Below are 24,283 nucleotides of genomic sequence, written 5' to 3'. Positions count from 1 at the left end.
ATTCGACGAACCGGACCGGCAGACGGCAAGCGGCAAGCAGGCAGACGGCAAGCAGGGAGCAGGGCGTGGCAGAAGGCAACCGGACGATGCGAGGACGAGTTCTCATCGTCGACGACGACACGGCGTTGTCGGAGATGCTCAGCATCGTGCTGCGCAACGAGGGCTACGACACCTATCTGTGTGCGACCGGTGACAAAGCGGTACCGGCGTTCCGTGAGTTCAAGCCCGACCTGCTGCTGCTCGACCTGATGCTGCCGGGGATGGACGGGATCGACGTCTGCCGCGCGATCCGGGCCGAGTCCGGCGTACCGATCGTGATGCTGACCGCGAAGAGCGACACCGTCGACGTGGTGCTGGGCCTGGAGTCCGGCGCCGACGACTACGTGGTGAAGCCGTTCAAGCCCAAGGAGCTGGTGGCCCGGATCCGCGCCCGGCTGCGCCGGATGGACGAGCCCGGTCCGGAGTCGCTGACCATCGGCGACCTGACCATCGACGTGGCCGGCCACTCGGTCAAGCGCAGCGGCGAGACGATCCAGCTGACCCCGCTGGAGTTCGACCTGCTGGTCTGCCTGGCCTCCAAGCCCTGGCAGGTGTTCACCCGTGAGGTCCTGCTGGAGCAGGTCTGGGGCTACCGGCACGCCGCCGACACCCGGCTGGTCAACGTGCACGTCCAGCGGCTGCGCTCCAAGATCGAGAAGGACCCCGAGCACCCGGAGATCGTGGTGACGGTCCGCGGCGTCGGCTACAAGGCGGGTGCGGACTGATCGAGTACGGCCGCGACGACACGTCGCAGGCGGAGAAGGCGGAGTCCGCACCGGAGCCCCGCGGGACGGAGATCGAGCTCACGGCCGCTGGGCTGGACTGGCACGCCGTCCAGCCGCCGTTCTGGCGCACCCACCCGGCCCGCTGGCCGGACATCTGGCGCCGCTCGATCCAGGCCCGGATCGTCACCGGCACGCTGCTGATGTCGATGGTCGTGCTGATCCTGGTCGGCTGGGTGATGATGAGCCAGGTCACCGACGGCGTCCTGGAGTCCCGGCGGACCAGTGCCCAGGCCGAGGCCGCCGCGCAGCTGAACGCGTTGTCCAGCTCGATCAACGCCGCCGACCCGGCCACCATCACGCAGAAGCTGACCGAATTGGTCCAGAACTCCAACCGTGCGGGCCTGTACGACGTGGTGCTGATGCCCACCGACAACTCCGGCTCCGTGCTGATCCAGCAGACCGGCGGCGTCCTCGGCAACTCGGTCCCGCAGGAGCTGCAGTCCTCGGTCGGCAGCGACGGCTCGCGGCTGTGGGACACCTACACGCTGATCAACTACGAGGACCGGCCGAGCGCGCCCGGCCTGGCGATCGGCTCCCAGGTCCGTGTCGACTCCACGGCCGAGCGGTACGAGGTGTACTTCCTGTTCCCGCTCACGGCCCAGCAGGAGACGCTGGACGTCGTACAGCGGGCTCTGCTCACCGCGGGGCTGCTGCTGGTCGTCCTGCTCGGTGCGGTGGCCTGGCTGGTCACCCGCCAGGTGGTCACGCCGGTGCGGATGGCCCGGCGGATCGCCGAGCGGCTGGCGGCCGGCAAGCTCGAGGAGCGGATGCAGGTCCGCGGCACCGACGACCTGGCCCGCCTGGCGGTCTCCTTCAACAAGATGGCCAGCAACCTGCAGCAGCAGATCCGCCGGTTGGAGGAGCTGTCGCGGCTGCAGCGCCGGTTCGTCTCCGACGTGTCCCACGAGCTGCGGACGCCGCTGACCACGGTCCGGATGGCCGCCGACCTGCTGCACGAGACCCGCGACGAGTTCGACCCGATCACCCGCCGCTCGGTCGAGCTGCTGCAGAACGAGCTCAACCGCTTCGAGGAACTGCTCGCCGACCTGCTGGAGATCAGCAGGTTCGACGCCGGCGCGGCCGCGCTCGACCTGGAGGACGTCGACCTGCGCGACATCGTCGCCCGGGTGCTGGAGAACCACGAGACCCTGCTGGAGCGCAAGGGCTGCGAGGTCCAGCTGGCGATGCCCGAGCCGTGCCGCGCCCAGGTCGACGCGCGCCGGATCGAGCGGATCCTGCGCAACCTGATCGGCAACGCGATCGAGCACAGCGAGGGCCGGCCGATCCTGATCAGCACGGCCACCGACGAGGACGCCGCGGCCGTCGCCGTCCGCGACCACGGCATCGGCTTCCGGGCCGAGGAGGCCGAGATGGTGTTCAGCCGGTTCTGGCGCGCCGACCCGGCGCGGGCCCGTACGACGGGTGGGACGGGCCTCGGCCTGTCGATCGCCCTGGAGGACGCCCGGCTGCACGGTGGCCGGCTGGACGCGTGGGGCTCGCCTGGAGACGGCGCCTACTTCCGTCTGACGCTGCCGCGGCGCCCGGACGTCACGCTGTCCGGCTCGCCGCTGCCCGCGCGCCCGGCGGACGCGTCCCGGGTGGTGCCGGAGATGTCGCTGGTCGACGTGGGCGCGCCGTACCAGAAGCTGACCGGTGGTGAGGACCTGTGAGGCGACGAGCTGCTGGGTGGCTGGGCGCGGGCCTGGCCGTCGTACTGGTGGCTGCCGGGTGTGCGTCGGTGCCGACCGAGGGACAGATCCGCAACGGCAGCAAGAACGCCGCGGCCGCGTCCGGCGGCAGGGTCGGCGTCGAGGCGCAGGAGCCCAGGACGAACGCGAAGCCGCCGGCGTTGGTCAGCGGTTTCGTCGAGGCGATGTCGGACTTCAGCAACTACGACACCGCCCGGATGTACATGACGCCCGCGGCGGCGGCCAAGTGGGAGCCGGAGAAGGGGATCACGGTCTACGACCAGTCCTCGACCAAGGCACTCACCCAGGTGCCCGGCACCAACACGATCCGGCTGCGCGCTCCGAAGGTCGGCACCATCGACGCGCGCGGCAGCTGGTCGTCGGCACCGCGCGGCTCGATGGTGCAGTTCGACTTCACGGTGCAGCAGGCCGACGGGCAGTACCGGGTGTCCAGCGTCCCGAACGGGACCTTCCTGCCGTACAACCAGCTGGAGTCCCGCCTCCAGCCGTACGCGCTGTACTTCGCCAACCGCGATCGCGGCATGCTCGTGCCGGACCCGATCTTCCTGCCGCAGCTGCCGCCCGGTCAGGTCGCGACCCGGCTGGTGCAGGAGCTGCTCAAGGGCCCGACCGACCGCCTCGGCAATGGTGTCGGCAGCGCGGCCCCGCCCGGCACGCAGGTGAACGTCTCCGTACCGGTCGCGCTCGGTGAGGCGAGCGTCGAGCTGAGCAAGTCGGCGGCGGGTCTGTCCGCGGTCGACCGTGGCGTGCTGGCCGCGCAGATCGTGTGGACGCTGCGTCCGATCAGCACCCGGGTGAAGATCACCGTCGACGGCGCCGGACTGGTCGACAACAACTCCGACGCGCTCCAGTTCGCCAACTACGCGCAGTTCGACCCGACCGTGCCGGTGCCGCAGATGAAGGAGCTGTACGGCGTCCTCGGCGACGGCCACATCGTCCGGGCCAACCTGGACAGCGCCACCACGATCGGCGTCACCCGGCTCGACGAGAGCCTGCTCTACAAGTACAAGGCCCAAAGCCTCGCCGTGAACCTGAACGGCTCGTACGGCGCGCTCGTGACCGAGGCCGAAGGCAACGAAGTGGTTGCCTACGGCCCGCTCGACGAGGCGACCGAGGACAGCGACAATGTCGTGCTGATCCCGACCGACGGGAAGGTGCTGCGGCCGAGCTTCGACAACCAGGGCAACCTGTACGTCGTGGACCGGGCCGACAGCTCCGCGCCGCGGCTGCGGATGCGCACCAAGGACGGCAAGATCGCCGAGGTCGCGACGACCTTCGCCGGGCGCGAGCCGGTCCAGCTCCGGATGGCGCCGGACGGCGTACGGGCACTGCTGGTGCTCAAGGGCAAGGACGGCCAGAACACCGTCGAGACCAGCACCATCACCACCGACAACGCCAAGAAGCTCCAGCTCACCCAGCCGCGGGCGCTGCAGGTCCCGCTCTACGACATCACCGACGCGACCTGGAACCAGCTCGGCGTCCTGGTCTCCGGCCGCCCCGCCCCCAACGGCGCCCGCCAGCCCTGGCTGGTCAACGTCGACGGCTCCGCCCCCCGCATCATCCCCGGCTCCCCGAACAACGCCTTCCAGTCCGACACCCTGGCCTCGAACCCGAACATCGACACCCTCCCGGTGGTCCGCGACAGCGACGGCATCACCCACTGGCAGAGCAAAGACCTCAACTGGTCCGAACTCGAGGAAAACGACCAGCCGGTCAACATCCTGCCGGTCTACCCGGGCTGAGCCCTGGCGGTCGCGCCCCCACGGCGACGGGTGGTCGGCGTGGACGAGCCCACCCGCCCCCTCTGCTTCGGGTGGCGGGTTGGTGGTGTGTCCTGGCGGTGGCGCCCGCATGCGGTTGGGTGGTTGGTGTGGTCGCGCCCGCCTGCCCCCTGTGCTTCGGGTGGCGGGTTGGTGGTGTGTCCTGGCGGTGGCGCCCGCATGCGGTTGGGTGGTTGGTGTGGTCGCGCCCGCCCGCCCCCTCTGTGTCGGGTGGCGGGTTGATGGCGTGGCCCGTCGGTGGCGCCCGCCGGGCGGAATGGTGGTTCACGGAGCGCGCCCACCCGTCCCTCTGCGTCGGGTGAGAGGCGTTGATCGGGTAGCAGCGACGATGCCACCAGCACCGATCCGGATAGCCGCCGGTGCGGCGTCGCGATTCGGCATGTGACGAAATACATGAGCCATACTGCGAAGTTCCCCTCATGTGGGTAATATTGAAGTATCCGGAGGGGAGTTCGCAGTGCTACTACTCGATGTCGCAGCTCTGGCGAGCGAGCAATGGGGTCTCGTCACCACCGCGCAAGCGGCTGAGGTCGGGGCCTCGGCCAAGATGATGGCTCGCTGGGCGAACGAGGGAGCCCTGGAACGGCTCGCTCACGGCGTCTACAAGCTTGCCGGTGCCGCCCACGATCCGCGCGAAGATCTCCGAGTCGCCTGGCTCTCCCTCGATCCACACCGTGCGGCGGCCGACCGGATCAGCAGTGAGCCCATTGATGCTGTCGTCTCGCACCGCTCCGCAGCGAGGCTGCACGAACTCGGAGATCTGGACGCCGACCTGCATCAGTTCACGGTCAAGGGGCGGAAGCAGTCGAGGCGGTCCGATGTCAGGATCCGGCATAGGGGCGAAGGCCTCGATCGGAGGTCCTGGACGCTGGTCGGCGGTCTCCCAGTCACGACCGTGCTCGTCACCATCGCTGATCTCGCCGCGGACGGAACCGATGGAGGGCACCTTGCCGGCGTCGTTCGCGATGCCATCGCAACGTCGGCGGTGGATCTGGCGAAGCTGAGCGAAGCGCTACGTCCCTACGCGCACCGCTATGGAGCGCCGACGGGCGACGGGCTTGCTCTGGTTCAGCGCCTGCTCGACGAAGCACCGCTGCCGCCGTCGACCGTTCAAGCGGCGGAACTTATGACGGTTGACCGGCAGTCGGCAGCAAGCCGGAAGCTCGCCGGCGTGGATCCCGCGCCTCTCCGCGCGATCAGCGAACTCACCTCTGACCCCGAGACCCTTCGGGCTATCGACGCGATTTCCAGCCCGCAGATGCGGCGAGACCTCGACCACCTCCAAGAAGCCCTCGCCACGATCCGGAGAGCGACGCGATGAGAGACGAGCCCTACCAGACCGGCGCCGCCTTCCGGGCGGGAGTCGAGATGAGGCTCAAGGTCGAGGCCCGGGCCAACCCTCGACTGGCAATAAACGACCTTCGCCGGCAGTTCGTCCTGCAGCGATTCCTGGCCCGGGTGTTCGCGGTCCCGGACACTCACTGGGTACTGAAGGGCGCGACCGGTCTGATCGTCAGAATCCCTGGGGCACGGCACAGCAACGACATCGACCTCGTGAATCCGCAGTCTGACCTGCTGGTGGACGATGCAGTGGCCGACCTACGAGAGCTGGCTGAGCGTGCCATCGCCGGCGACTTCCTTCGCTTCGACGTCAGCGATCCGGTCTACGGCGCCGGTCAGGACATGGCCCACACCGTCGCGGAAGTGAAGGTCACGCCGTACATCGGCGCGGCGGAGTACGCAGGCAGGTTCCCGATCGACATCTCCCTGAACCAGCGCGAAGCCGAACCGGTCGAGTTCGTTGAACCACGACCTGTGGTCGACCTGCCTGGAGTGGAGCCGCTACCAGCGTTCGCGCTCTACCCGCTCGCTGAGCAGGTCGCGGACAAGCTCTGTGCGATGTACGGGAGGTACGGCCGAGAAGGCGACCGTACGTCGACGCGGTATCGCGATCTCGTGGACCTCGCTCTTGTCGTGACCCACCAGGAACTCGATGCCGCCAGAACCGCAACGGCGCTGGAAGGTGAAGCTGCCCGGCGGAGCCTCGAGCTTCCTCGCCAGCTCACCGTGCCGAACGACGAGTGGCACGCGAACTACCGCAAGATCGCGGTCGCAACCATCCTTCCGAGCAGTCTGCACATCCTCGAGGCAGCATTGGACGTCGTTGCCGAGTGCTTCGAACCGCTGCTCAACGGGACTGTGGTGAAGGGAACCTGGGATCCTGGTCGGCGGCAATGGCTCGCCGAGTAGTGGCCCACGTCCGTGCTGCCCAAGTCCGCGATGCGGGACTCCGGAGGACCGAGCTCCGGGCCAGTCCCTAGCATGTACGTAATGACAAGCTCCGAGGACCGACGGCTGCGATGTCGTCTGTTCTGAGTGCGTTCTTCACTCTCGTCGCGGTTGCCGTGCTCGGGTACGTCGTCGGGCGGGCCGGGGTGCTGCGGAGCGAGGACGAGCAGGTGTTGTCCCGGCTGGCGTTCTTCGTTGCCACGCCGGCGCTGATGTTCGCGACGGTTGCCCGGGCGGATCTGAACGCGATCTTCTCGCCGGTGCTGCTCACCAGCTTGTCCTGTGTGCTGGTCATCGTCCTGCTGTCGGTGACCGTCTCCGGCCTGGTCTGGCACCGCGATCGCGCGCAGGCGACGATCGGCGCGCTCGCGGCGTCGTACGTGAACGCCGGCAACCTGGGCATCCCGGTTGCCGTCTACGTCCTCGGCGACGGCGCGCTGGTGGCGCCGATCGTGCTGTTTCAGCTGCTGGTGATGGCGCCGGTCGCGTTCGCCGTACTGGACGGCTACCGGCAGGGCTCCGGCCGGCGGGTGTCGCTGCGGACCATCTTGACTCGCCCGTTGCGCAACCCGCTGACGGTCGCGTCGCTGCTCGGTCTGCTGGTCGCCGCCGTTGGCTTCGACCCGCCGACGCTGCTGATGCGCCCGATCGAACTGGTCGGCGCCGCGGGAGTGCCGGTCGCGCTGATCGCGTACGGGCTCAGTCTGAGCGGCCGGACCAACAGCACCCGCCTCGGCCCCGGCCCGGACCTCACGCTGGCGGTCTCGCTCAAGATCGTTCTCCAGCCCACCATCGCGTACGCCGTGGGCCGCTGGGCCCTCGGCCTCGAGGGCCACGCCCTGCTGGCCCCGACACTGCTGGCAGCGCTGCCCACCGCGCAGAACGTCTACGTGTACGCCGTGCACTACCGCACCGGCAAGCAGCTCGCCCGCAGCACGGTCCTGCTCACCACCCTGCTCTCCATCCCCACGATGACGCTGATCACCGGCCTCCTCGCCTGAGCAGCAGGCCGACCAGCCGCTGCAGGAGGCGCGGGAGCGGCAGCCCGGCGACGTGCGCCGTCTTCGGCGCCGAGTTGTCCACAGGGGTGGTTTGCGGGCAAGGGCCCGAACGACGCAGGGTTTCCCGGTGGGGCTCCGGGACGCGTGGGTGGATCTCGTCCTCGGCGGGACCTGCGCCGGCTGCGAGCGCCCGGGCGTCAGCCTCTGCCGGGACTGCCGAGCCGATCTGGCAGCCCTGACTCCGTTTACCGCCGTCCCGACCCCTGAGCCCGCCGGATTTCCCCGAGCGACCGCCTGTTCGCCGTACGCCGGAATGCCGCGCCGCCTGATCATCGAGCACAAGGAGAATGCCCGCTACACCCTGGCCAAACCCCTCGGCCAGACCCTCGCCGTCTCCATCGCGGCGGCGATCGAACCAGGCCGCGCGGCCTGGATCTGCCCGATCCCGTCGGCCCGCGCCACCGTCCGGGCCCGCGGGCACGAGCCCCTGCGGCGGATCGCGATCGTTGCTGCCCGCCACCTCCGCGCAAACGGGTACGACGTCCGTCTGGCTGACGCTCTCAGGTTGCTGCGCCGTCCGGCCGACCAGGCCGGGCTGTCGGCCGGGGAGCGGTTCGCCAACCTGGACGGCGTGTTCGGGGTGCGTTCGCGCTGGGCTGAAACCCTGACGGATCAACCGGTCGTGCTGGTCGACGACGTGCTGACCACCGGATCCACGCTCACGCACGCCGCCGGAGCCTTGGAAACAACGGGAGTCGCGGTGCTCGGATCCGCCGTGCTGGCCGCGACCAGGCGACACCCGGCGACCGGTTCATGAGAACTTCTCTACCGGTTTTCGCCGAAGCCGACTAGCGTTGGCCTATGACACCCGCTAGGGCTTGTCGGGCAGTGAAGTGGCGCAGGACCGGATCAGCCGGATTCCTGGCCACGGAGTCCGACCGGCTTGACAGCGGGTGTTCGCGTTTCGGGCTCCGGCACCCAGGCCGTGGAGGTCTCGAGACGTAAAAGAAGGTCGCCGAGCGATGGAGGTTTCCGTGGACGTCGTTGTCAAGGGTCATCACTGCGAGGTCAGTGACCGCTTCCGGCAGTACGTCGAGGAAAAGCTCGCCAGGATCGAGAAGGTCGATCACCGGGTGCTGCGATGCGAGGTGGAAGTCAGTCAGGAGAAGAACCCGCGACAGCACGACCGGGCGATGAGGGTCGAGCTCACGATGTACACCAAGGGCCCGGTGGTCCGGGCCGAGGCGTGCGGTGAGACGAAGCAGGCGGCGTTCGACGTCAGCCTGGACCGGCTGCGGGCCCAGGTCCGCAAGGCCGCCGACCGTCGCCGGGTGCATCGCGGCGAGCACGCGCCCGAGGGGCTGCGGCACGTCAACGCCAAGCAGACGTTCAACGGCGCCGACCTGGCGGTCGAGGAGACCGCCGAGGACGAGGTGCCGACGCAGAAGTTCGGATCGCTGACGGTGACCGGGGACGGCCCGCTGGTGATGCGCGAGAAGACCCACACGGCCAAGCCGATGTCGCTGGACCAGGCCCTCTACGAGCTGGAGCTGGTCGGCCACGACTTCTACCTGTTCGTCGACGCCGACGAGAACCAGCCGAGCGTCGTCTACCGCCGCCGGGGCTACGACTACGGCGTGATCCGCCTGGCCGTCTAGACCGCACAGAGAAAGGGCCCGGGAAGCCCGGGCCCTTTCTCGTTCCCTGCGAAGGTCTAGCTGCCGATCTGCGCCTGCAGTTCGGCCGAGTACGTCGCGACCTCGGCGTACACGCCCGGGTTGCCGGCGTCGGCGCAGCCGATGCCCCACGAGACGACACCGAACAGGCGGCCGTTCAGCACCAGCGGGCCACCGGAGTCGCCCTGGCAGGAGTCCTTGCCGCCGTCCTCGTAGCCGGCGCAGATCTCGCCGTTGCCGACGTAGCCCTGGCTGGCGTACACGCCGGCGCAGTAGGAGTCACCGAGCACCGGGACGGTCACCTTCTGGAAGGTGTCGGCCGGGCCGGTGCCCTCGGTGTTGCCGTAGCCGTAGACGACCGACTGGGCGCCGGCCACGTCCGCGGCGGTGTCGGTCTCCAGCGGCAGCGTCGGTACGCCGTCGAACGGGGTCTCCAGCGTCATCACCGCGACGTCGTGACCGGGCTGCGACCCGTACGCCGGGTCGGCCCAGATGCTGGTGATCTTCGACGTCTTGCCGCCGGTGTCGGCGAGCTTGTCGCGGCCCTGGACGGCCGTGTACGTGCTCGCCGCCTCGGTCGCGCAGTGCGCGGCGGTGACGATCTTGTTCGGCGCGACCAGGGTGGCGCCGCAGTACTGGCCGCTGGGGACCGGGGATCCGCTGTTGTTCAGCGCCAGCGCCCACGGGGTGTCGGCGGTGTGGGCGATCTCGCCACCGACGATCCGGGTGTGCGGCGGCTCCGGTGCCGGGCCGGCCGACGCGGTGGCGACCGCACCGAGCGACGCGGCGGTCAGCGCCGCCGCGGCCAGGGTGGCTCGAACCAGCTGGATTCTTCCTGTCATTGCCTCACGCTCCACAGGTGAAAGAGACCGCGCGGGCGTCGCGGCCTACCGAGGAGCGTCTCCCGTGCACGGTCCGTAGCGCACCTCTCACTTGCGGTAACGCGGGAGTTATGACCCCGGTTCTGTCGGCGGTGCCCGGCAGAATGTCGACCGTGACCCAGACACAGGTGCTGTCTCAGGCTCAGGCCCGCAGGATCGGGCTCGCCGCGCAGGGGTTCTCCGACCCGCGGCCCAAGGGCGTGCCGGACATGCGCGCCCTGAGCCGGGTGCTCGGGCGGATCGGGCTGCTGCAGATCGACTCGGTCAACGTGCTCAGCCGCGCGCAGTACCTGCCTCTCTACTCCCGCCTGGGACCGTACCCGCGGGACCTGCTCGACCGCGCGGCCGGCAAGGCGCCGCGGCGTCTGGTGGAGTACTGGGCGCACGAGGCCTCGCTCATCCCGGTCGAGACTCACCCCCTGATGCGCTGGCGGATGGCCCGGGCGAGCACCGAGGCGTGGGGCGGCCCGCGCTCGATCGCGGCCGAGCGGCCCGACCTGGTCAAGCAGGTGCTCGCCGACGTCACCGCGCACGGCCCGCTGACCGCGCGCGAGATCGACGACGACGTGGAGCGCCAGAAGGACAACTGGGGCTGGAACTGGTCGGACGTGAAGCGCGCGCTGGAGTTCCTGTTCTTTGCCGGTGAGATCACCGTCGCCAGGCGCAACCAGCAGTTCGAGCGGATGTACGACGTACCGGAGCGCGTGCTGCCGGCTTCTGTGCTGGCCACGCCGACCCCGACCCTGGAGGAGGCGCACCGGGAGCTGGTCCGGATCGCCGCGAAGGCGCACGGGGTGGGGACCGCGCAGTGCCTGAAGGACTACTTCCGGACCGCGCCGGCGCCGACCACCCAGGCGATCCAGGAGCTGGTCGAGGAAGGTGAGCTGCTGCCCGTCACCATCCAGGGCTGGAAGCGCCCGGCGTACCTGCACCGCGACGCCCGGCTGCCGCGCCGGGTGAACACGCGCGCCCTGGTCAGCCCGTTCGACTCGCTGGTCTACGAGCGGACCCGGACCGAGATGCTCTTCGACTTCCGGTACCGGATCGAGATCTACGTCCCGGCCGACAAGCGGGTGTACGGGTACTACGTGCTCCCGTTCCTGCTCGGCGACCGGCTGGTGGCCCGGGTCGACCTGAAGGCGGACCGGACGGCCGGCGTACTGCTGGTGCAGTCGGCGCACGCGGAGGACGGCGCGCCCGCCGAGACGCCGGAGGAGCTGGCCGCCGAGCTGGTCCAGCTGGCCGGCTGGCTCGGCCTCGACCAGGTCCGGGTGGCCGGCTCCGGCGATCTGGCCCCTGCGCTCAGTCACGCCCTGCGCGGACAGTGACGGCCTGGACGGGCTCAGGAACTTTTCGGCGTACTCGCGCGTGAGTCAGGAAAGTCCCGACGCACGCAGCCGACGTGGCTTGGCACACCCGGCCCCGTACGATAGGTGACGCACGCCGCCCGGCGGGTGGACCGTGCCGTGCCCAGTGCGGGTACGACGCCGGCAAAGTCCGCCGCAACCAGGCTTCAGCAGCAAGGAGAGAACTGCCCACCATGAAGGTGATCGACAAGGTCCTGCGCATCGGCGAGGGCAAGACGCTGCGTCAGCTCGAGCGCATCGCAAAGGTGGTCAACTCCATCGAGGACGACTTCGTCGCGATGTCCGACGAGGAGCTGCGCGGCCAGACGGCCGAGTTCAAGCAGCGCGTCGACAACGGCGAGTCCCTCGACGCGCTGCTGCCGGAGGCGTTCGCGGTCGTCCGGGAGGCGGCCAAGCGGACGCTGCACCAGCGCCACTACGACGTCCAGATCATGGGTGGCGCGGCGCTGCACCTGGGCAACATCGCGGAGATGAAGACCGGTGAGGGCAAGACCCTGGTCGGCACCCTTCCGACGTACCTGAACGCGCTGTCCGGCAAGGGCGTGCACGTGGTCACGGTGAACGACTACCTGGCCAAGTTCCAGGCCGAGTGGATGGGCCGGGTGTACCACTTCCTCGGTCTCGACTACGGCGTGATCCTGCCGGAGATGAGCCCGGCCGAGCGCCGGATCGCCTACCACAAGGACATCACCTACGGCACGAACAACGAGTTCGGCTTCGACTACCTGCGCGACAACATGGCCAGCGACATCGCCGACTGCGTGCAGCGCGAGCACAACTACGCGATCGTGGACGAGGTCGACTCGATCCTGGTCGACGAGGCGCGGACCCCGCTGATCATCTCCGGCCCGGCCGAGGACTCCCAGCGCTGGTACGTCGAGATGGCCCAGATCGCCGCCGGCCTGCAGGCCTGGACCAACGCCGACGACCAGAAGCTGAAGAACGAGCGGCGCGGCGTCACCGACCTGGAGATCGACGAGAAGAAGCGCAAGGTCGCCGACTACGAGGTCGACGAGAAGAAGCGCACCGTCGCCATCCTCGAGCGCGGGATCGAGAAGGTCGAGGACCGGCTCGGCATCGACAACCTGTACGAGTCGGCCAACACCCCGCTGATCAGCTACCTGAACAACGCGCTGAAGGCCAAGGACCTGTTCAAGCGCGACAAGGACTACGTGGTCGTCGACGGCGAGGTGCTGATCGTCGACGAGCACACCGGCCGCACGCTGCACGGCCGCCGCTACAACGAGGGTCTGCACCAGGCGATCGAGGCCAAGGAGAAGGTCGAGATCAAGGAGGAGTACCAGACCCTCGCGACGATCACGCTGCAGAACTACTTCCGCCAGTACAGCAAGCTGGCCGGCATGACCGGTACGGCGATGACCGAGGCGGCGGAGTTCTCCAAGATCTACAACCTCGGCGTGGTCCCGATCCCGACCAACAAGCCGATGATCCGCCAGGACCAGCGCGACCTGATCTACCGCACCGAGGACGCCAAGTTCGACGCGGTGGTCAAGGACATCGTCGAGAAGCACCAGACCGGTCAGCCGATCCTGGTCGGCACCACCAGCGTCGAGAAGTCCGAGCGGCTGTCCGCGCAGCTGCGCAAGGAAGGCATCCCGCACGAGGTGCTGAACGCCAAGCAGCACGCGCGGGAGGCCGCGATCGTGGCCGAGGCCGGCCGCAAGGGCGCGGTCACGGTGGCCACCAACATGGCCGGCCGTGGTACCGACATCATCCTCGGCGGCAACCCGGAGTTCCTGGCCGACAAGGACCTGCGCTCGCGCGGGCTCGACCCGGTGGAGACCCCGGAGGAGTACGAGGCGGAGTACCCGAAGGTCCTGGAGAAGTTCGAGCTGCAGGTGAAGGAGGAGCAGAAGGAGGTCCGCGAAGCCGGCGGCCTCTACGTGCTCGGCACCGAGCGGCACGAGTCGCGCCGGATCGACAACCAGCTGCGCGGTCGTTCCGGCCGTCAAGGTGACCCGGGCGAGTCGCGCTTCTACCTGTCGCTCGAGGACGACCTGATGCGCCTGTTCAAGCGCGAGATGGTCGACTGGGCGATGTCGCGCAACGACGACGACACCGTGCCGCTGGAGAACAAGGTCGTCACCAAGGCGATCGCGTCGGCGCAGTCCCAGGTCGAGGCGCAGAACTTCGAGACCCGCAAGAACATCCTCAAGTACGACGACGTGATGAACCGTCAGCGCCACGTCGTGTACGACGAGCGCCGCCGGGTGCTCGAGGGCGCCGACCTGCGCGACCAGGTGCTCGACATGCTCGACGAGACCGTCACCGGCTACGTGATGGGCGCGACCGCGGACGGGTTCGCCGAGGACTGGGACCTGGACCCGCTGTTCACCGCGCTGAAGACGCTGTACCAGACCACGGTCACCGAGGAGGACCTGATCGAGGAGGCCGGCGGCGAGCGCTCCGGCCTGACCCAGGACTTCATGGTGGAGAAGTTCGTCGCCGACGCGCGCGAGGCCTACGCGCGGCGCGAGGAGCTGCTCGGCACGGACGCGATGCGCGAGCTCGAGCGCGGCGTCGTGCTGAACGTGCTGGACCGCAAGTGGCGTGAGCACCTGTACGAGATGGACTACCTGCGCGAGGGCATCGGCCTGCGCGCGATGGCGCAGCGCGACCCGCTGGTGGAGTACCAGCGCGAGGGCTACGACATGTTCGCCGCCATGATGGAGTCCATCAAGGAGGAGTCGGTCGCGTTCATCTTCAACGTCGAGGTCGACGTCGAGGCGATGCGCGCCCAGCAGGCCGCGGCGGCCGAGGTCGTCGAGGAGGCCGAGGACATCCTCACCCCGGGCGCCCCAGTGGCGGAGTTCCCCGGCCGCGACGCCGACCGTCCGCAGGACGGCCCGCGCCTGACCGACCGGCCGAAGCTGCTCGCCAAGGGCCTCGGCAAGGAGAACCGCCCGCCGCAGCGGCTGTCGTACTCCGCGCCGACCATCGACGGCGACGAGGAGGTCGCGGTCCGCACCGAGGACGGCGGCGACGCGAGCGGCCTGATGTACCCGGGCACCCCGCGCAACGTCGCCTGCCCGTGCGGTTCGGGCAAGAAGTACAAGCGCTGCCACGGCGACCCCGCGGCGGACGTCTACAAGTAAGCACTGGTCGAAGGCCGCTCCCACCGAGTGGGGGCGGCCTTCGTCGTGTCAGAGCACGGCCCGCAGCTCCGGGGCCAGAAGGTTGCTGTGGGCTACGACCAGGTCGTTGCACAGCGACCAGATCTGCTCGACCGTCAGGGTCGCCGCGGTCGCCGGGTCGGCCATCAGGGCCTGCCGGATCGCCCGCGGGTCCTGGTCCACGGCCGCCTTCACCGTCAGCGCGTTCACGTTCACGTACGCCGCGTTGACGGCCGCGCAGGCCGCCGGCAGCGCCCCGATCGCCGTCGGCTGCACTCCCAGAGCGTCAACCAGGCAAGGGACTTCGACGACCGACCCGGTCGGCAGGTTGCTGATCAGCCCGTCGTTGACCACGTTCCCGTACACGGTCCGCGGCACCCCGGTGACGATGCTGTGCACGATCTGCGGCGCGTACTCCATCGTCGCCTCGACCGGCACCGGCTCGCCCGCCTTCACCGCGTCCCGCGTCTTCTCGTACGACGCGACGTTCTGCTCCACGATCCGCAGGTACTCGCCGACCGGCAGCCGCAACCGCTCGATCTCGGAGTCGTGCGGCAGGTACCACGGCACGTACTCCGAGGAGTGCTCGCTGGTCTCGGTCGGGTAGTACCCGAGCCGCCGGTACATGTCGACGCGCACCCGCCGCAGCATCTCCGGATCACGCCGGATCACCTCGTCCAGCGCCGGGTACAGCGACTCGCCGCCGTGCTCGAAGCGCAGCACCCACGACTGGTGGTTCACCCCGCCGGCCAGGTACCGCACCTCCTCGAACGGTACGCCGACCAGCTCGGACAGGTCGTACATCGTCCAGTGGACCGAGTGGCACAGCCCGACCACGTTCCGCACCCCGAGCGCCGACAGGTACCAGACGTTCATCGCCATCGGGTTCGTGTAGTTGAGCAACCAGGCATCCGGGCAGACCGCGGCGATGTCGGCGGCCAGCCCGCGCAGCACCGGGAACGTGCGCAGCGCCCGGAACACGCCACCCACCCCGAGGGTGTCGCCGATCGTCTGGCGTACGCCGTACCGGGCCGGCAGCTCGAAGTCGATCCGGGTGGCGTCGTTCATGCCGACCTGGATGATGTTGACGACGAAGTCGCTGCCCTCCAGCGCGGCCCGGCGGTCCAGGTGCGCGCTGATCGTCGGCCGCGCGCCGAGCTCGGTCGCGATCGACGCGGCCGCCGACGCCGCCGTGCGCAAGCGCTCGGGATCGATGTCGTGCAACGCGATGTGCAGCTCACCGAGGTCGTCGAAGCCGAACAGGTCGGCCAGCAGGCCCTGGGTGAACACGACGCTTCCCGCGCCGATGAAGGCGATCCGCGTCATCCCGCACTCTCCACGGCCAGGTCCCAGTCGGCCTGCGCCGCCGTACCGCCGGCTGCTCTGGTCGACAACGAGCCGCACGCGGCCGCGATCGCCAGTGCCCGGGCCCGTCCGGTACGCCGCAGTACGGCGGCCACGAAGCCGGCGTCGAAGCTGTCCCCGGCGCCGACGGTGTCCACCGGATCGACCGCGAGCGCCGGCGCGGTCGTCAGGTTCGCCCCGTCATGGGCGAGCGCACCGTCGGCGCCGTTCTTGACCACGACCAGCGGACCGCGGCGCGCCAGGATCCCGGCGGCCTCGGCCAGTACTGGATGCCCGGTCAAGGCATGGGCCTCGGCCGCGTTCGGCAGCAGGTAGTCGGTGACCCGCAGCACCGGATCGAGGACCACCCGCTCCCACCGGTCGGCCGGGTCGTCGTTGGTGTCCAGCGACGTGGTCGCCTTCGCGTTCCGCGCCTCCTTGAACAGCTCGGCCAGCCCCGCGGCGAGGCCGGGCATCAGGTAGAACGACGCCGCGTGCACGTGCCGCACGGATCGCAGCAGCGCCCGCGGTACGTCGTTGGAGCTGGTCGAGGCCAGACAGCCCGACGCCGTGAGGATCGCGCGGTCCGGGCCCGAGGTGAGCACGGTGGTCAGGGGAGTGGGCAGGTCGGGATCGACCACGAGCGCCGACGTGTCGACGCCGCGCTCCTCGAGCGCGGAGCGGACGAAGCTCCCCGCCGGGTCGTCGCCGACCCGGCCCGCGAACGCGACCTTGAGGCCGAGCCGGGCGGCGCCGGAGGCCATGATCGCCGCCGATCCGCCCAGGCACAGCGATCCGGACGGCACGAGCCGCTCCCGCTGGCCGAACACCAGCGGCTGGTTCACGGGTCCGACGACGACGTCGGGATTCGCGTCGCCTAGTACCAGAAGATCAAACATGGGTCAGCCCTTGAGTCCAGAGGAAGCCAGCGAGCGGATGAACGCCTTCTGGGCGAGGAGGAAGCCGAGCAGCACCGGCAGCACGGTGATGACGTTGCCGGCCATCACGGCGGCCCACTGGGTGTGGTGCTGGCCCTGGAAGGTGGTCAGTCCGAGCTGGAGCGTGTAGTTGGTGTCGTGGTTGATCGCGATCAGCGGCCAGGTCAGGTCGTTCCACGTGCTCAGGAACGTCAGTACGGCGACCGTGCTGAGCGCCGGCCGGGCCAGCGGCAGCACGATCGAGACCAGGATCCGCAGCCGTCCGCAGCCGTCGATCCAGGCCGCCTCCTCCAGCTCGCGGGGCAGCGAGACGAAGAACTGGCGGAAGAGGAAGACCGAGAACGGCGTCACCAGCGAGGGCACGATCAGCGCGCCGAGGGTGTCGATCAGGCCGAGCTGCTTCATCACCAGGAAGGTCGGGATCATCGTCAGCTGGAACGGGATCACCATCGTGGCCAGCATCAGCCCGAGCAGCGGTTTCGACCCGGCGAACCGCATCCGCGCGAAGGCGTAGCCGCCGAGCGAGCCGAGCACCAGGTTCGCGGTCACCGCGACCGTTGACACCAGCAACGAGTTGCCGAACCAGCGCGGGAACAGCGCGTTGCCGAGCACGAACCGGTAGCCGTCGAGATCGATCCGGCTCGGCCAGAGCGCGGGCGGGAACCGGTTGATCTCGGAGTTGCTCATCACCGAGCTGACCAGCAGCCACAGCAGCGGCAGCGCGAACAGCAGGGCCAGCGGCGCGAGGACGAAGTGCCAGGGACTGAACGGGAGCCGCTTCATCGCTTCACCCGCCGTTGGTAGACCTGCAGCAGGACGCCGATCACCAGCAGGGCAACGGCCAGCGCGTACGCCGCCGCCGCGCTGTAACCGGCGGTGAAGCTCTTGAAGGCCTTCTCCCAGATGAAGTACACGATCACCGTGGTCGACCCGAGCGGTCCGCCCTTGGTGGTGACGAAGACCAGGTCGAACACCTGCAACGCGTTGATCGCCTGGAACAGCACCAGGAAGATCGTGACCGGCGTCAGCGACGGCAGGACGACGTACCGCAGTACGCCGGTCCGTCCGGCGCCGTCGATCCGCGCGGCCTCGACCTGTTCGGGCTCGACGCTCTGCAGCCCGGCGAGGTAGACGATCACGCAGAAGCCGGTCCCGCTCCACAAGGAGATCGCGACCAGCAGGTAGAGCGCCTGCGACGGATCGCTGAAGAACCCCTGCGCGGGCAGGCCGAACTGGTGCAGCAACGAGTTGGCCGCGCCGAACTCGGGGTCGAGCACGAACGAGAACAGCACGCCCTGCGCGGCCGCCGAGACGACGAACGGGACGAAGACCAGCGTCCGGTAGAGCCCGATCAGCCGGATCTTGCGATCCAGCAGCAGCGCGATCGCCAGCCCGCCGGCGACGCTCAGCGGGACGTAGAGCGCGGTGTAGACGACGGTGTGCCCGACGGCCTCGCGGAACAACGGGTCGGCCGCGAGCGTGCGGTAGTTGGCGAGCCCGACCCAGCGGCTCGGCGAGACCAGGTCGCTGGCCTGGAACGACAGCAGCAACGACCAGAGCACCGGGACGACGCTGAGCCCGAGGATGATCAGGACCGACGGGCTGACGAAAGCCCACGCTGTACGGCCTTCACCGCGGGTACGGCGCTTGGCCGCTGCGGCCCGGGCTCGTGGATCGACGGTGAACGTGCCGACCACGCTGGCCATCAGCTCGGTACCGCCAGGACGGCGTTCGACTGTTCGACGCACTCCTTCAGCGCATCGGCCGGGGACTTCTTGCCCAGCAGCACCGACACGATCGCGGTGCCGAGATGCTCGGAGATCTGCGGGTACGCCGTGATCGTCGGCCGGACCCGCGCGGTCTCCAGCGCGTCGACGAAGACCTGCAGCCCGCTCGTCTCGGCGGCGTGCTTCTTCCACTGCGGCAGCGCGGCGGTCGTCGTACTGAGCGGAAGGCTGCCGCCCTGCAGGTCCCAGCGCACGTCCTGCTGCGCGTCGAGCATCCAGCGGACGAACTCGGTCGCCGCCTTCACCCGCGCCGAGCCGTTGTCGAACACGGTCCAGGTGTCCGGCCCCGAGATCGTCACCGCCTTGCCCGAGTACGACGGCAGCGGCACGACGCCGTAGTCCAGCTTGCGGTCCAGGATGTCCGGCAACTGCCAGGGGCCGGTGGCAACCATTCCCATCCGGCCGCCGAGGAACACCTGGTAGAGCTGCTCGCCGCCGGGCTTCGGGTCGACGTACAGGGACTTGTCGGTGCGCAGCTTGTCGAGGGTGGCCAGCGCCTGCTCACCGGCCTGCTCGAAGCCGACCTTCTTGCCGTCCTCGGAGACGACGTCGCCGCCGAGGTCCCAGATCATCGGCCAGAGCCGCCAGACCGTGTCCTCGTCACCGACGCCCGGCCAGCCGGTGCCGAAGACACCCTTGGCCGGGTTGGTCAGCTTCGCCGCGGTCGCGACGAAGTCGTCCCAGGTCCAGCCGGCCTTCGGCGCCGGGAGTCCGGCGGCGGCGAAGAGCTTCTTGTTGTAGACGACGCAGAGCGAGTCGAGCAGGGCGGGCGCGGCGCGCACCTTGTCCTTGACCGTGATCGCCGCCTTGGCGGCCGGCCACACGGCATCGAGCTGGAGCTGGCCGCTGAGGTCGGCGACCTTCGGACTGCGGGTGATGCTGGCCAGGTCCGAGCCGAAGATGTACGCGACGTCCGGGTAGGACCCGGCCGCCAGGCCCGCGGTCACCTTCTGCAGCATGCTGTCGGCAGTCACGCCGCCACCACCGCCGATCACGGCGATGTCGGGATGAGTCCGGTTGAACTCCGCGATCAGCGCGTCGAGCGCTTTCTTGGCGGTGTCGGTCTGGCCGTGCCACAGGTCGACGGTGACCTGGCCGCCGGTGGTTTCCGGATCGGACTTGCCGCAGCCGCCGAGACCGGCCGCGACGGCCAGTACGGCGGCCGCCCGGAGGACGTCGCGGCGGGACGGTGCTGCGGTGCGGGGGTCGGACACGATTTCTCCATCGGGTCCCGCGGACGCTTTCCCCGCCTCGGGCTCGAGCCCTGGCGCCTGACCACCGGACTCCGAGACTGCTACCGGCTGGGTGCGTCACTGTCACACCGGCAACCGGTGCTTGGTCAGTCAGTAGAGCAACGGGGGTCCGCAGCGTCAAGGACCAACTGCAGAAAAGTGCGCGTAAGTCGCCCTGGAGCGCGTTCCCGAACACGTGACCCGAGCTCTTGACGGCGCGGGTTTTGACCGGTTTAGTGGCTGTTTAAACCGGTTTAAAAGCTCAGACAGGAGTGCTCTGTGGTCAAGGACCGACCGACGATCGCCGATGTGGCGGCCCGGGCCGGCGTGTCCAAGGGCTCGGTCTCGTTCGCACTCAACGGCCGGCCGGGCCTGGCCCAGGCCACCGTCGACCGGATCCTCGCGGCCGCCGACGAGCTCGGCTGGCGGCCCAGCAACCGGGCCCGCTCGCTGTCGGTCTCGAAGGCGTTCGCGCTCGGCCTGGTGATCACCCGGGACCCCGCGGTCCTGTCGTCGGACCCGTTCTTCCCGGCGTTCATCGCGGGCGTCGAGAGCGTGCTCTCGCGCGGCGGGCAGGCACTCGTCCTGCAGGTCGTCAGCGCGGGCGACGACGAGGCCGCCGGGTACCGGCGGCTCGCGCAGGACGGCCGGGTGGACGGGGTCTTCCTGTCCGACCTTCGCCACGAAGACCCGCGGATCGGCCTGCTCCGCGAGCTCGGACTGCCTGCGGTGACGCTGAACCGGCCGGAGGGCTCGTCGCCGTTCCCGGCTGTCTGCCTGGACGACCGTCCGGGCATGGTCGAGGTCGTCGAGCACCTGCTCGCGCTCGGCCACCGGCGGATCGCGCACGTCGCCGGTCCGCCGACCTTCGTCCACGCCACCGCCCGGTCGGACGCGCTCGTCGCGACCCTGGCCGACGCGGGGCTGGAGCCGGTCGGGCTCGAGGTCAGCGACTTCACCGCGGCCGGCGGGATCGAGGCGACCCGGCGGCTGCTCGCGTTGCCGCAGCGGCCGACCGCGATCGTCTACGCCAACGACCGGATGGCGATCGCCGGGCTCGGCGCCGCTCAGCGGGCCGGGCTGACCGTGCCCGACGACCTGAGCATCGCCGGCTTCGACGACAGCGAGCTGGCCGAGTTCGTCCATCCCGGCCTGACCACCGTGCGTGCCGACCCCTACGCCTTCGGGGAGGCCGCCGCCAACACGCTCAACCAACTCATCGACGGGACCGGTGAAGTGGCCGACGTGGAGCTCCCACCGGCCCGTCTCGTCGTACGCCGTTCGACCGCACGTCTGGAGGAGTCATGAAACGACGCAAGGTGACCGCAGCGCTGCTGGCGCTGGGGCTGACCGGGGTCGCCGCAGCCTGCGGTGGCAGCGACGGCGGAGGTGATGCCGACGCGGCCGCGCAGGCGCGCGGCGAGATCACCGTCTGGCTGTCGAACAACGCCGAGGAAGTGGCCTGGGGCAAGCAGATGGTGGCTGCTTGGAACGCGGCGCACGCGGACCAGAAGGTGACTGCGCAGGAGATCCCGACGGGGAAGAGTTCGGAGGAGGTGATCGGTGCGGCGATCACGGCCGGCAACGCGCCGTGCCTGATCTTCAACACCTCGCCGGCCTCGGTGTCGCAGTTCCAGAAGCAGGGTGGCCTGGTGGCGCTCGACGGCTTCGACGGCGGCAAGGAGTACGTCGAGAGCCGCAGCGGCAAGGTCGCGGAGCAGTACAAGTCGACCGACGGCAAGTACTACCAGCTGCCGTGGAAGGACAACCCGGTGATGATCTTCTACAACAAGAAGGCCTTCGCCAAGGCGGGGATCGACACCGCCAAGCCGCCGCTGGCCACGTACGACGAGTTCCTGGCCACGTCGCGCAAGCTGGTCGCGGCCAAGGCCGCGAAGTTCGCGATCTACCCGGCGCCGAGCAACGAGTTCTACCAGTCCTGGTTCGACTTCTACCCGTTGTTCGCGGCCGAGTCCGGTGGCAAGCAGCTGGTGGCCGACGGCAAGGCGCAGTTCGCCTCGGACGAGGGCAAGAAGGTCGCGGCGTTCTGGCGGACGATGTACGCCGACAAGCTGGCCTCGCAGGAGAAGTACACCGGCGACTCGTTCGTCGACGGGACCGCCGCGATGGCGATCGTCGGGCCGTGGGCGGTCGCGACGTACAAGGGCAAGGTCGAGTGGGGTGCCGTTCCGGTGCCGACGTCGGCCGGCAAGCCGGCAGGAGAGGTCTACACCTTCAGTGACGCGAAGAACGTCGCGATGTACTCGGCCTGCAAGAACCGCGGGACGGCGTGGGACGTGCTGAAGTTCGCGACCAGCAAGGAGCAGGACGGCAAGTTGCTGGAGGCCACTGGTCAGATGCCGCTGCGTGACCAGGTCGCCACGGCGTACCCGGAGTACTTCCAGAAGAATCCCGACTACCAGCAGTTCGCCGACCAGGCGGCCCGCACGGTCGAGGTGCCGAACGTCCCGAACTCGATCACGATCTGGCAGACCTTCCGCGACGCGTACTCCAAGTCCGTGATCTTCGGTCAGGAAGACCCGGGCGCGGCCCTCGACGGCGCCGTCCAGAAGGTCGATCAGCTCGCCAAGCAGTCATGAGCACGCGTACGGGGGTGCTGGGCAGGATCCTCGGCAAGCAGCCGATCGGGTCGGCGTTCGTCACCCCGTACGTGGTCTTCATCGCGGCGGTGTTCGCGTACCCGCTCGGGTTCGCCGTGTACATGTCCTTCCACGACTACTTCTTCACCGCGCCCGGCGCGGTCGTGGACCGGCCGTTCGTCGGGTTCGACAACTACGTGACCGTGCTGTCGGACCCGGCGGTCCGGCGGGCGTTCGGCAACGTCGGCATCTTCCTGCTGATCAACGTGCCGCTGACCGTGGTGCTGTCGTTGTTGCTGGCGTACGCGCTCAACGGCGCGATCCGGTGGCGGGGGTTCTTCCGGGTCAGTTACTACGTGCCGTACGTGTCCGCGAGCGTTGCCGTGGTCGGGGTCTGGCTGTTCCTGTTCAACTCCAACGGCCTGGTCAACTCCGTGCTCGGGCCGCTCGCGCCTGATCCGTCGTGGCTGGTGAACTCGAAGCTGGCGATGCCGACGGTCGCGATCTACGTGACCTGGAAACAGCTCGGGTTCTTCATCCTGCTCTACCTGGCCGCGCTGCAGAACGTGTCCAAGGACCTGTACGAGGCGGCGGCGATGGACGGCGCCGGGCGGATCAAGTCGTTCTGGAACGTGACCGTGCCGGGGGTGCGGCCGGCCACGACGCTCGTCGTACTGCTGGCGACGGTGACCGGGGCGAACCTGTTCACCGAGCCGTACCTGCTGACCGGCGGCGGCGGTCCGGACGGCGCGTCCGCGTCGCCGGTGCTGGTGATGTACCAGCGCGGGATCGAGCAGGGCAATCCCGACATCGGCTCCGCGATCGGGGTCCTGCTGGTGATCGGCGTCCTGATCCTGGCGCTGATCGAACGCCGCTTCGTCTCGAGGGAGGACTGATGAGGAGCCCGGTACGGTTCGTCGCTCTGCTGCTCGGGGCGTTCGTCTTCCTGTTCCCCTTCTACTACATGCTCGTCGGCAGTCTGCAGGCCGAGCCGGACCCGACCGTCCGGGGTGCCTTTCCGGAGCCGGGCAACCTGACCGGGCACAACTACGCCGAGATCGACAAGGCGATCGACCTCGGCCGGTCGCTGCTGAACTCGGGGATCTTCACCGGTGGGGTCATCTTCGGCACGCTGGTGTTCGGCGTACTGGCCGGGTACGCGCTGGCCCGTTTGCAGTTCCGCGGGCGCGGCGCCGTGTTCGGGCTGATGCTGCTGGTGCAGGTCGTTCCGTTCCAGCTGCTGACGATCCCGCTGTACGTGATGATCGTGCGCAGCTACGGGCTGGCCGACAACTACCTCGGGATGATCCTGCCGTTCGCGATCAACTCGACCGCGGTGTTCGTGTTCCGGCAGTACTTCCTGCAACTGCCGCAGGAGCTGTTCGACGCCGCGCGGATCGACGGCGCCGGCGAGCTCGGGATCCTCTGGCGGGTGGCGATCCCGTTGGTCAAGCCGGCGCTGCTGACCGGCGTACTGCTGACCTTCATCGGGCCGTGGAACGAGTTCCTCTGGCCGTTCCTGATCACCAAGCAGCAGGACCTCCAGCCGCTGGCCGTCTCGCTGTCCAACTACCTCACCACCGTGTCGGCGCGGGCCGCGAACCCGTTCGGCGCCGTGCTCGCCGGGGCCTGCGTCCTGGCCGCACCGGCCGTCGCGCTGTTCGTGATCTTCCAGCGCCGCTTCATCTCCTCCAGCCTCGAGTCCGGGGTCAAGGGCTGA

At 69.2% G+C, this 24,283-nt stretch carries 20 protein-coding genes; 14 read left to right on the top strand and 6 right to left on the bottom strand.

The window, feature by feature from the left end; all coding sequences use genetic code 11:
• Nucleotides 1-86: 86 nt before the first annotated feature.
• The 8 genes from mtrA (at nucleotide 87) to hpf (ending at nucleotide 9,262) form a co-directional block, all read left to right on the top strand.
• A complete protein-coding gene (mtrA, locus tag ABD235_RS15640; RefSeq protein ID WP_077013824.1) occupies nucleotides 87-764 on the top strand; it encodes an MtrAB system response regulator MtrA in 678 nt (225 codons plus the stop codon).
• 71 nt (nucleotides 765-835) lie between these two features.
• Nucleotides 836-2,494, top strand: coding sequence for an MtrAB system histidine kinase MtrB (gene mtrB / locus ABD235_RS15635; protein WP_344178658.1), 1,659 nt, complete (start codon nucleotides 836-838; stop codon nucleotides 2,492-2,494).
• Nucleotides 2,491-4,275, top strand: coding sequence for an LpqB family beta-propeller domain-containing protein (locus ABD235_RS15630; RefSeq protein ID WP_344174807.1), 1,785 nt, complete (start codon nucleotides 2,491-2,493; stop codon nucleotides 4,273-4,275). The genes mtrB and ABD235_RS15630 overlap by 4 nt, the downstream gene beginning before the upstream one ends.
• Nucleotides 4,276-4,771: 496 nt before the next feature.
• Entirely contained in the window at nucleotides 4,772-5,635 is an 864-nt protein-coding gene (locus ABD235_RS15625; protein WP_344174804.1) for a type IV toxin-antitoxin system AbiEi family antitoxin domain-containing protein, read from the top strand.
• Nucleotides 5,632-6,564 (top strand): nucleotidyl transferase AbiEii/AbiGii toxin family protein, encoded by a 933-nt coding sequence (locus ABD235_RS15620; RefSeq protein WP_344174802.1) that lies wholly within the window; start codon nucleotides 5,632-5,634, stop codon nucleotides 6,562-6,564. Before ABD235_RS15625 ends, ABD235_RS15620 begins: the two co-directional genes overlap by 4 nt.
• A gap of 110 nt (nucleotides 6,565-6,674) precedes the next feature.
• Nucleotides 6,675-7,604 (top strand): AEC family transporter, encoded by a 930-nt coding sequence (locus tag ABD235_RS15615; protein WP_344174800.1) that lies wholly within the window; start codon nucleotides 6,675-6,677, stop codon nucleotides 7,602-7,604.
• A gap of 127 nt (nucleotides 7,605-7,731) precedes the next feature.
• A complete protein-coding gene (locus tag ABD235_RS15610) occupies nucleotides 7,732-8,421 on the top strand; it encodes a ComF family protein (RefSeq protein ID WP_344174798.1) in 690 nt (229 codons plus the stop codon).
• Nucleotides 8,422-8,638: 217 nt separating this feature from the next.
• Nucleotides 8,639-9,262 (top strand): ribosome hibernation-promoting factor, HPF/YfiA family, encoded by a 624-nt coding sequence (gene hpf, locus ABD235_RS15605; protein ID WP_344178655.1) that lies wholly within the window; start codon nucleotides 8,639-8,641, stop codon nucleotides 9,260-9,262.
• 56 nt (nucleotides 9,263-9,318) lie between these two features.
• On the opposite strand, the gene ABD235_RS15600 is transcribed toward hpf, so the two are convergent.
• Entirely contained in the window at nucleotides 9,319-10,122 is an 804-nt protein-coding gene (locus ABD235_RS15600) for a S1 family peptidase (protein ID WP_344174796.1), read from the bottom strand.
• Nucleotides 10,123-10,274: 152 nt separating this feature from the next.
• Between ABD235_RS15600 and ABD235_RS15595 the strand changes: the two genes are divergently transcribed.
• Entirely contained in the window at nucleotides 10,275-11,489 is a 1,215-nt protein-coding gene (locus tag ABD235_RS15595; protein ID WP_344174794.1) for a winged helix-turn-helix domain-containing protein, read from the top strand.
• A 212-nt stretch (nucleotides 11,490-11,701) separates the two neighbouring features.
• Complete coding sequence (gene secA / locus ABD235_RS15590) at nucleotides 11,702-14,644, top strand: preprotein translocase subunit SecA (RefSeq protein WP_344174792.1); 2,943 nt, start codon at nucleotides 11,702-11,704, stop codon at nucleotides 14,642-14,644.
• A 48-nt stretch (nucleotides 14,645-14,692) separates the two neighbouring features.
• Here the strand turns inward: secA and melA are convergent, their stop codons facing one another.
• Genes melA through ABD235_RS15565 form a run of 5 tightly spaced genes read right to left on the bottom strand, consistent with a single transcriptional unit; the run spans nucleotide 14,693 to nucleotide 19,945 of the window.
• On the bottom strand, nucleotides 14,693-15,988 hold the full coding sequence (gene melA, locus ABD235_RS15585; RefSeq protein WP_344174790.1) for an alpha-glucosidase/alpha-galactosidase: 1,296 nt from the start codon (nucleotides 15,986-15,988) through the stop codon (nucleotides 14,693-14,695).
• Nucleotides 15,985-16,905, bottom strand: coding sequence for a carbohydrate kinase family protein (locus tag ABD235_RS15580; protein WP_344174788.1), 921 nt, complete (start codon nucleotides 16,903-16,905; stop codon nucleotides 15,985-15,987). Before ABD235_RS15580 ends, melA begins: the two co-directional genes overlap by 4 nt.
• 3 nt (nucleotides 16,906-16,908) lie before the next feature.
• Nucleotides 16,909-17,727 carry a carbohydrate ABC transporter permease gene (locus tag ABD235_RS15575; protein ID WP_344174786.1) on the bottom strand — a complete coding sequence of 273 codons (819 nt, stop codon included), beginning with the start codon at nucleotides 17,725-17,727 and terminating at the stop codon, nucleotides 16,909-16,911.
• Nucleotides 17,724-18,692: a carbohydrate ABC transporter permease gene (locus ABD235_RS15570; protein ID WP_344174784.1), complete on the bottom strand. Its 969-nt coding sequence runs from the start codon at nucleotides 18,690-18,692 to the stop codon at nucleotides 17,724-17,726. The genes ABD235_RS15575 and ABD235_RS15570 overlap by 4 nt, the downstream gene beginning before the upstream one ends.
• Nucleotides 18,650-19,945, bottom strand: coding sequence for an ABC transporter substrate-binding protein (locus tag ABD235_RS15565; protein ID WP_344174782.1), 1,296 nt, complete (start codon nucleotides 19,943-19,945; stop codon nucleotides 18,650-18,652). Before ABD235_RS15565 ends, ABD235_RS15570 begins: the two co-directional genes overlap by 43 nt.
• Before the next feature lie 297 nt (nucleotides 19,946-20,242).
• On the opposite strand from ABD235_RS15565, the gene ABD235_RS15560 reads away from it, so the two are divergent.
• Genes ABD235_RS15560 through ABD235_RS15545 form a run of 4 tightly spaced genes read left to right on the top strand, consistent with a single transcriptional unit; the run spans nucleotide 20,243 to nucleotide 24,283 of the window.
• Nucleotides 20,243-21,271: a LacI family DNA-binding transcriptional regulator gene (locus ABD235_RS15560; protein ID WP_344174780.1), complete on the top strand. Its 1,029-nt coding sequence runs from the start codon at nucleotides 20,243-20,245 to the stop codon at nucleotides 21,269-21,271.
• Nucleotides 21,268-22,563 carry an extracellular solute-binding protein gene (locus ABD235_RS15555; RefSeq protein ID WP_344174778.1) on the top strand — a complete coding sequence of 432 codons (1,296 nt, stop codon included), beginning with the start codon at nucleotides 21,268-21,270 and terminating at the stop codon, nucleotides 22,561-22,563. Before ABD235_RS15560 ends, ABD235_RS15555 begins: the two co-directional genes overlap by 4 nt.
• Nucleotides 22,560-23,459 (top strand): carbohydrate ABC transporter permease, encoded by a 900-nt coding sequence (locus tag ABD235_RS15550; RefSeq protein ID WP_344174776.1) that lies wholly within the window; start codon nucleotides 22,560-22,562, stop codon nucleotides 23,457-23,459. The genes ABD235_RS15555 and ABD235_RS15550 overlap by 4 nt, the downstream gene beginning before the upstream one ends.
• Nucleotides 23,459-24,283, top strand: coding sequence for a carbohydrate ABC transporter permease (locus tag ABD235_RS15545; protein WP_344174774.1), 825 nt, complete (start codon nucleotides 23,459-23,461; stop codon nucleotides 24,281-24,283). Before ABD235_RS15550 ends, ABD235_RS15545 begins: the two co-directional genes overlap by 1 nt.

It is taken from the genome of Kribbella lupini, assembly GCF_039529595.1.
Classification (GTDB): Bacteria; Actinomycetota; Actinomycetes; order Propionibacteriales; family Kribbellaceae; genus Kribbella; species Kribbella lupini.
This window is presented reverse-complemented; position numbering and strand designations above follow the sequence as displayed.

Excerpts from the sequence above, each read along its gene's own strand:
- mtrA (WP_077013824.1), top strand. The coding sequence starts at position 87 with ATGCGAGGACGAGTTCTCATCGTCGACGACGACACGGCGTTGTCGGAG.
- ABD235_RS15620 (WP_344174802.1), top strand. The coding sequence starts at position 5,632 with ATGAGAGACGAGCCCTACCAGACCGGCGCCGCCTTCCGGGCGGGAGTC.
- ABD235_RS15615 (WP_344174800.1), top strand. The coding sequence starts at position 6,675 with ATGTCGTCTGTTCTGAGTGCGTTCTTCACTCTCGTCGCGGTTGCCGTG.
- ABD235_RS15600 (WP_344174796.1), bottom strand. The coding sequence starts at position 10,122 with ATGACAGGAAGAATCCAGCTGGTTCGAGCCACCCTGGCCGCGGCGGCG.
- secA (WP_344174792.1), top strand. The coding sequence starts at position 11,702 with ATGAAGGTGATCGACAAGGTCCTGCGCATCGGCGAGGGCAAGACGCTG.
- melA (WP_344174790.1), bottom strand. The coding sequence starts at position 15,988 with ATGACGCGGATCGCCTTCATCGGCGCGGGAAGCGTCGTGTTCACCCAG.
- ABD235_RS15580 (WP_344174788.1), bottom strand. The coding sequence starts at position 16,905 with ATGTTTGATCTTCTGGTACTAGGCGACGCGAATCCCGACGTCGTCGTC.
- ABD235_RS15575 (WP_344174786.1), bottom strand. The coding sequence starts at position 17,727 with ATGAAGCGGCTCCCGTTCAGTCCCTGGCACTTCGTCCTCGCGCCGCTG.
- ABD235_RS15555 (WP_344174778.1), top strand. The coding sequence starts at position 21,268 with ATGAAACGACGCAAGGTGACCGCAGCGCTGCTGGCGCTGGGGCTGACC.
- ABD235_RS15550 (WP_344174776.1), top strand. The coding sequence starts at position 22,560 with ATGAGCACGCGTACGGGGGTGCTGGGCAGGATCCTCGGCAAGCAGCCG.
- ABD235_RS15545 (WP_344174774.1), top strand. The coding sequence starts at position 23,459 with ATGAGGAGCCCGGTACGGTTCGTCGCTCTGCTGCTCGGGGCGTTCGTC.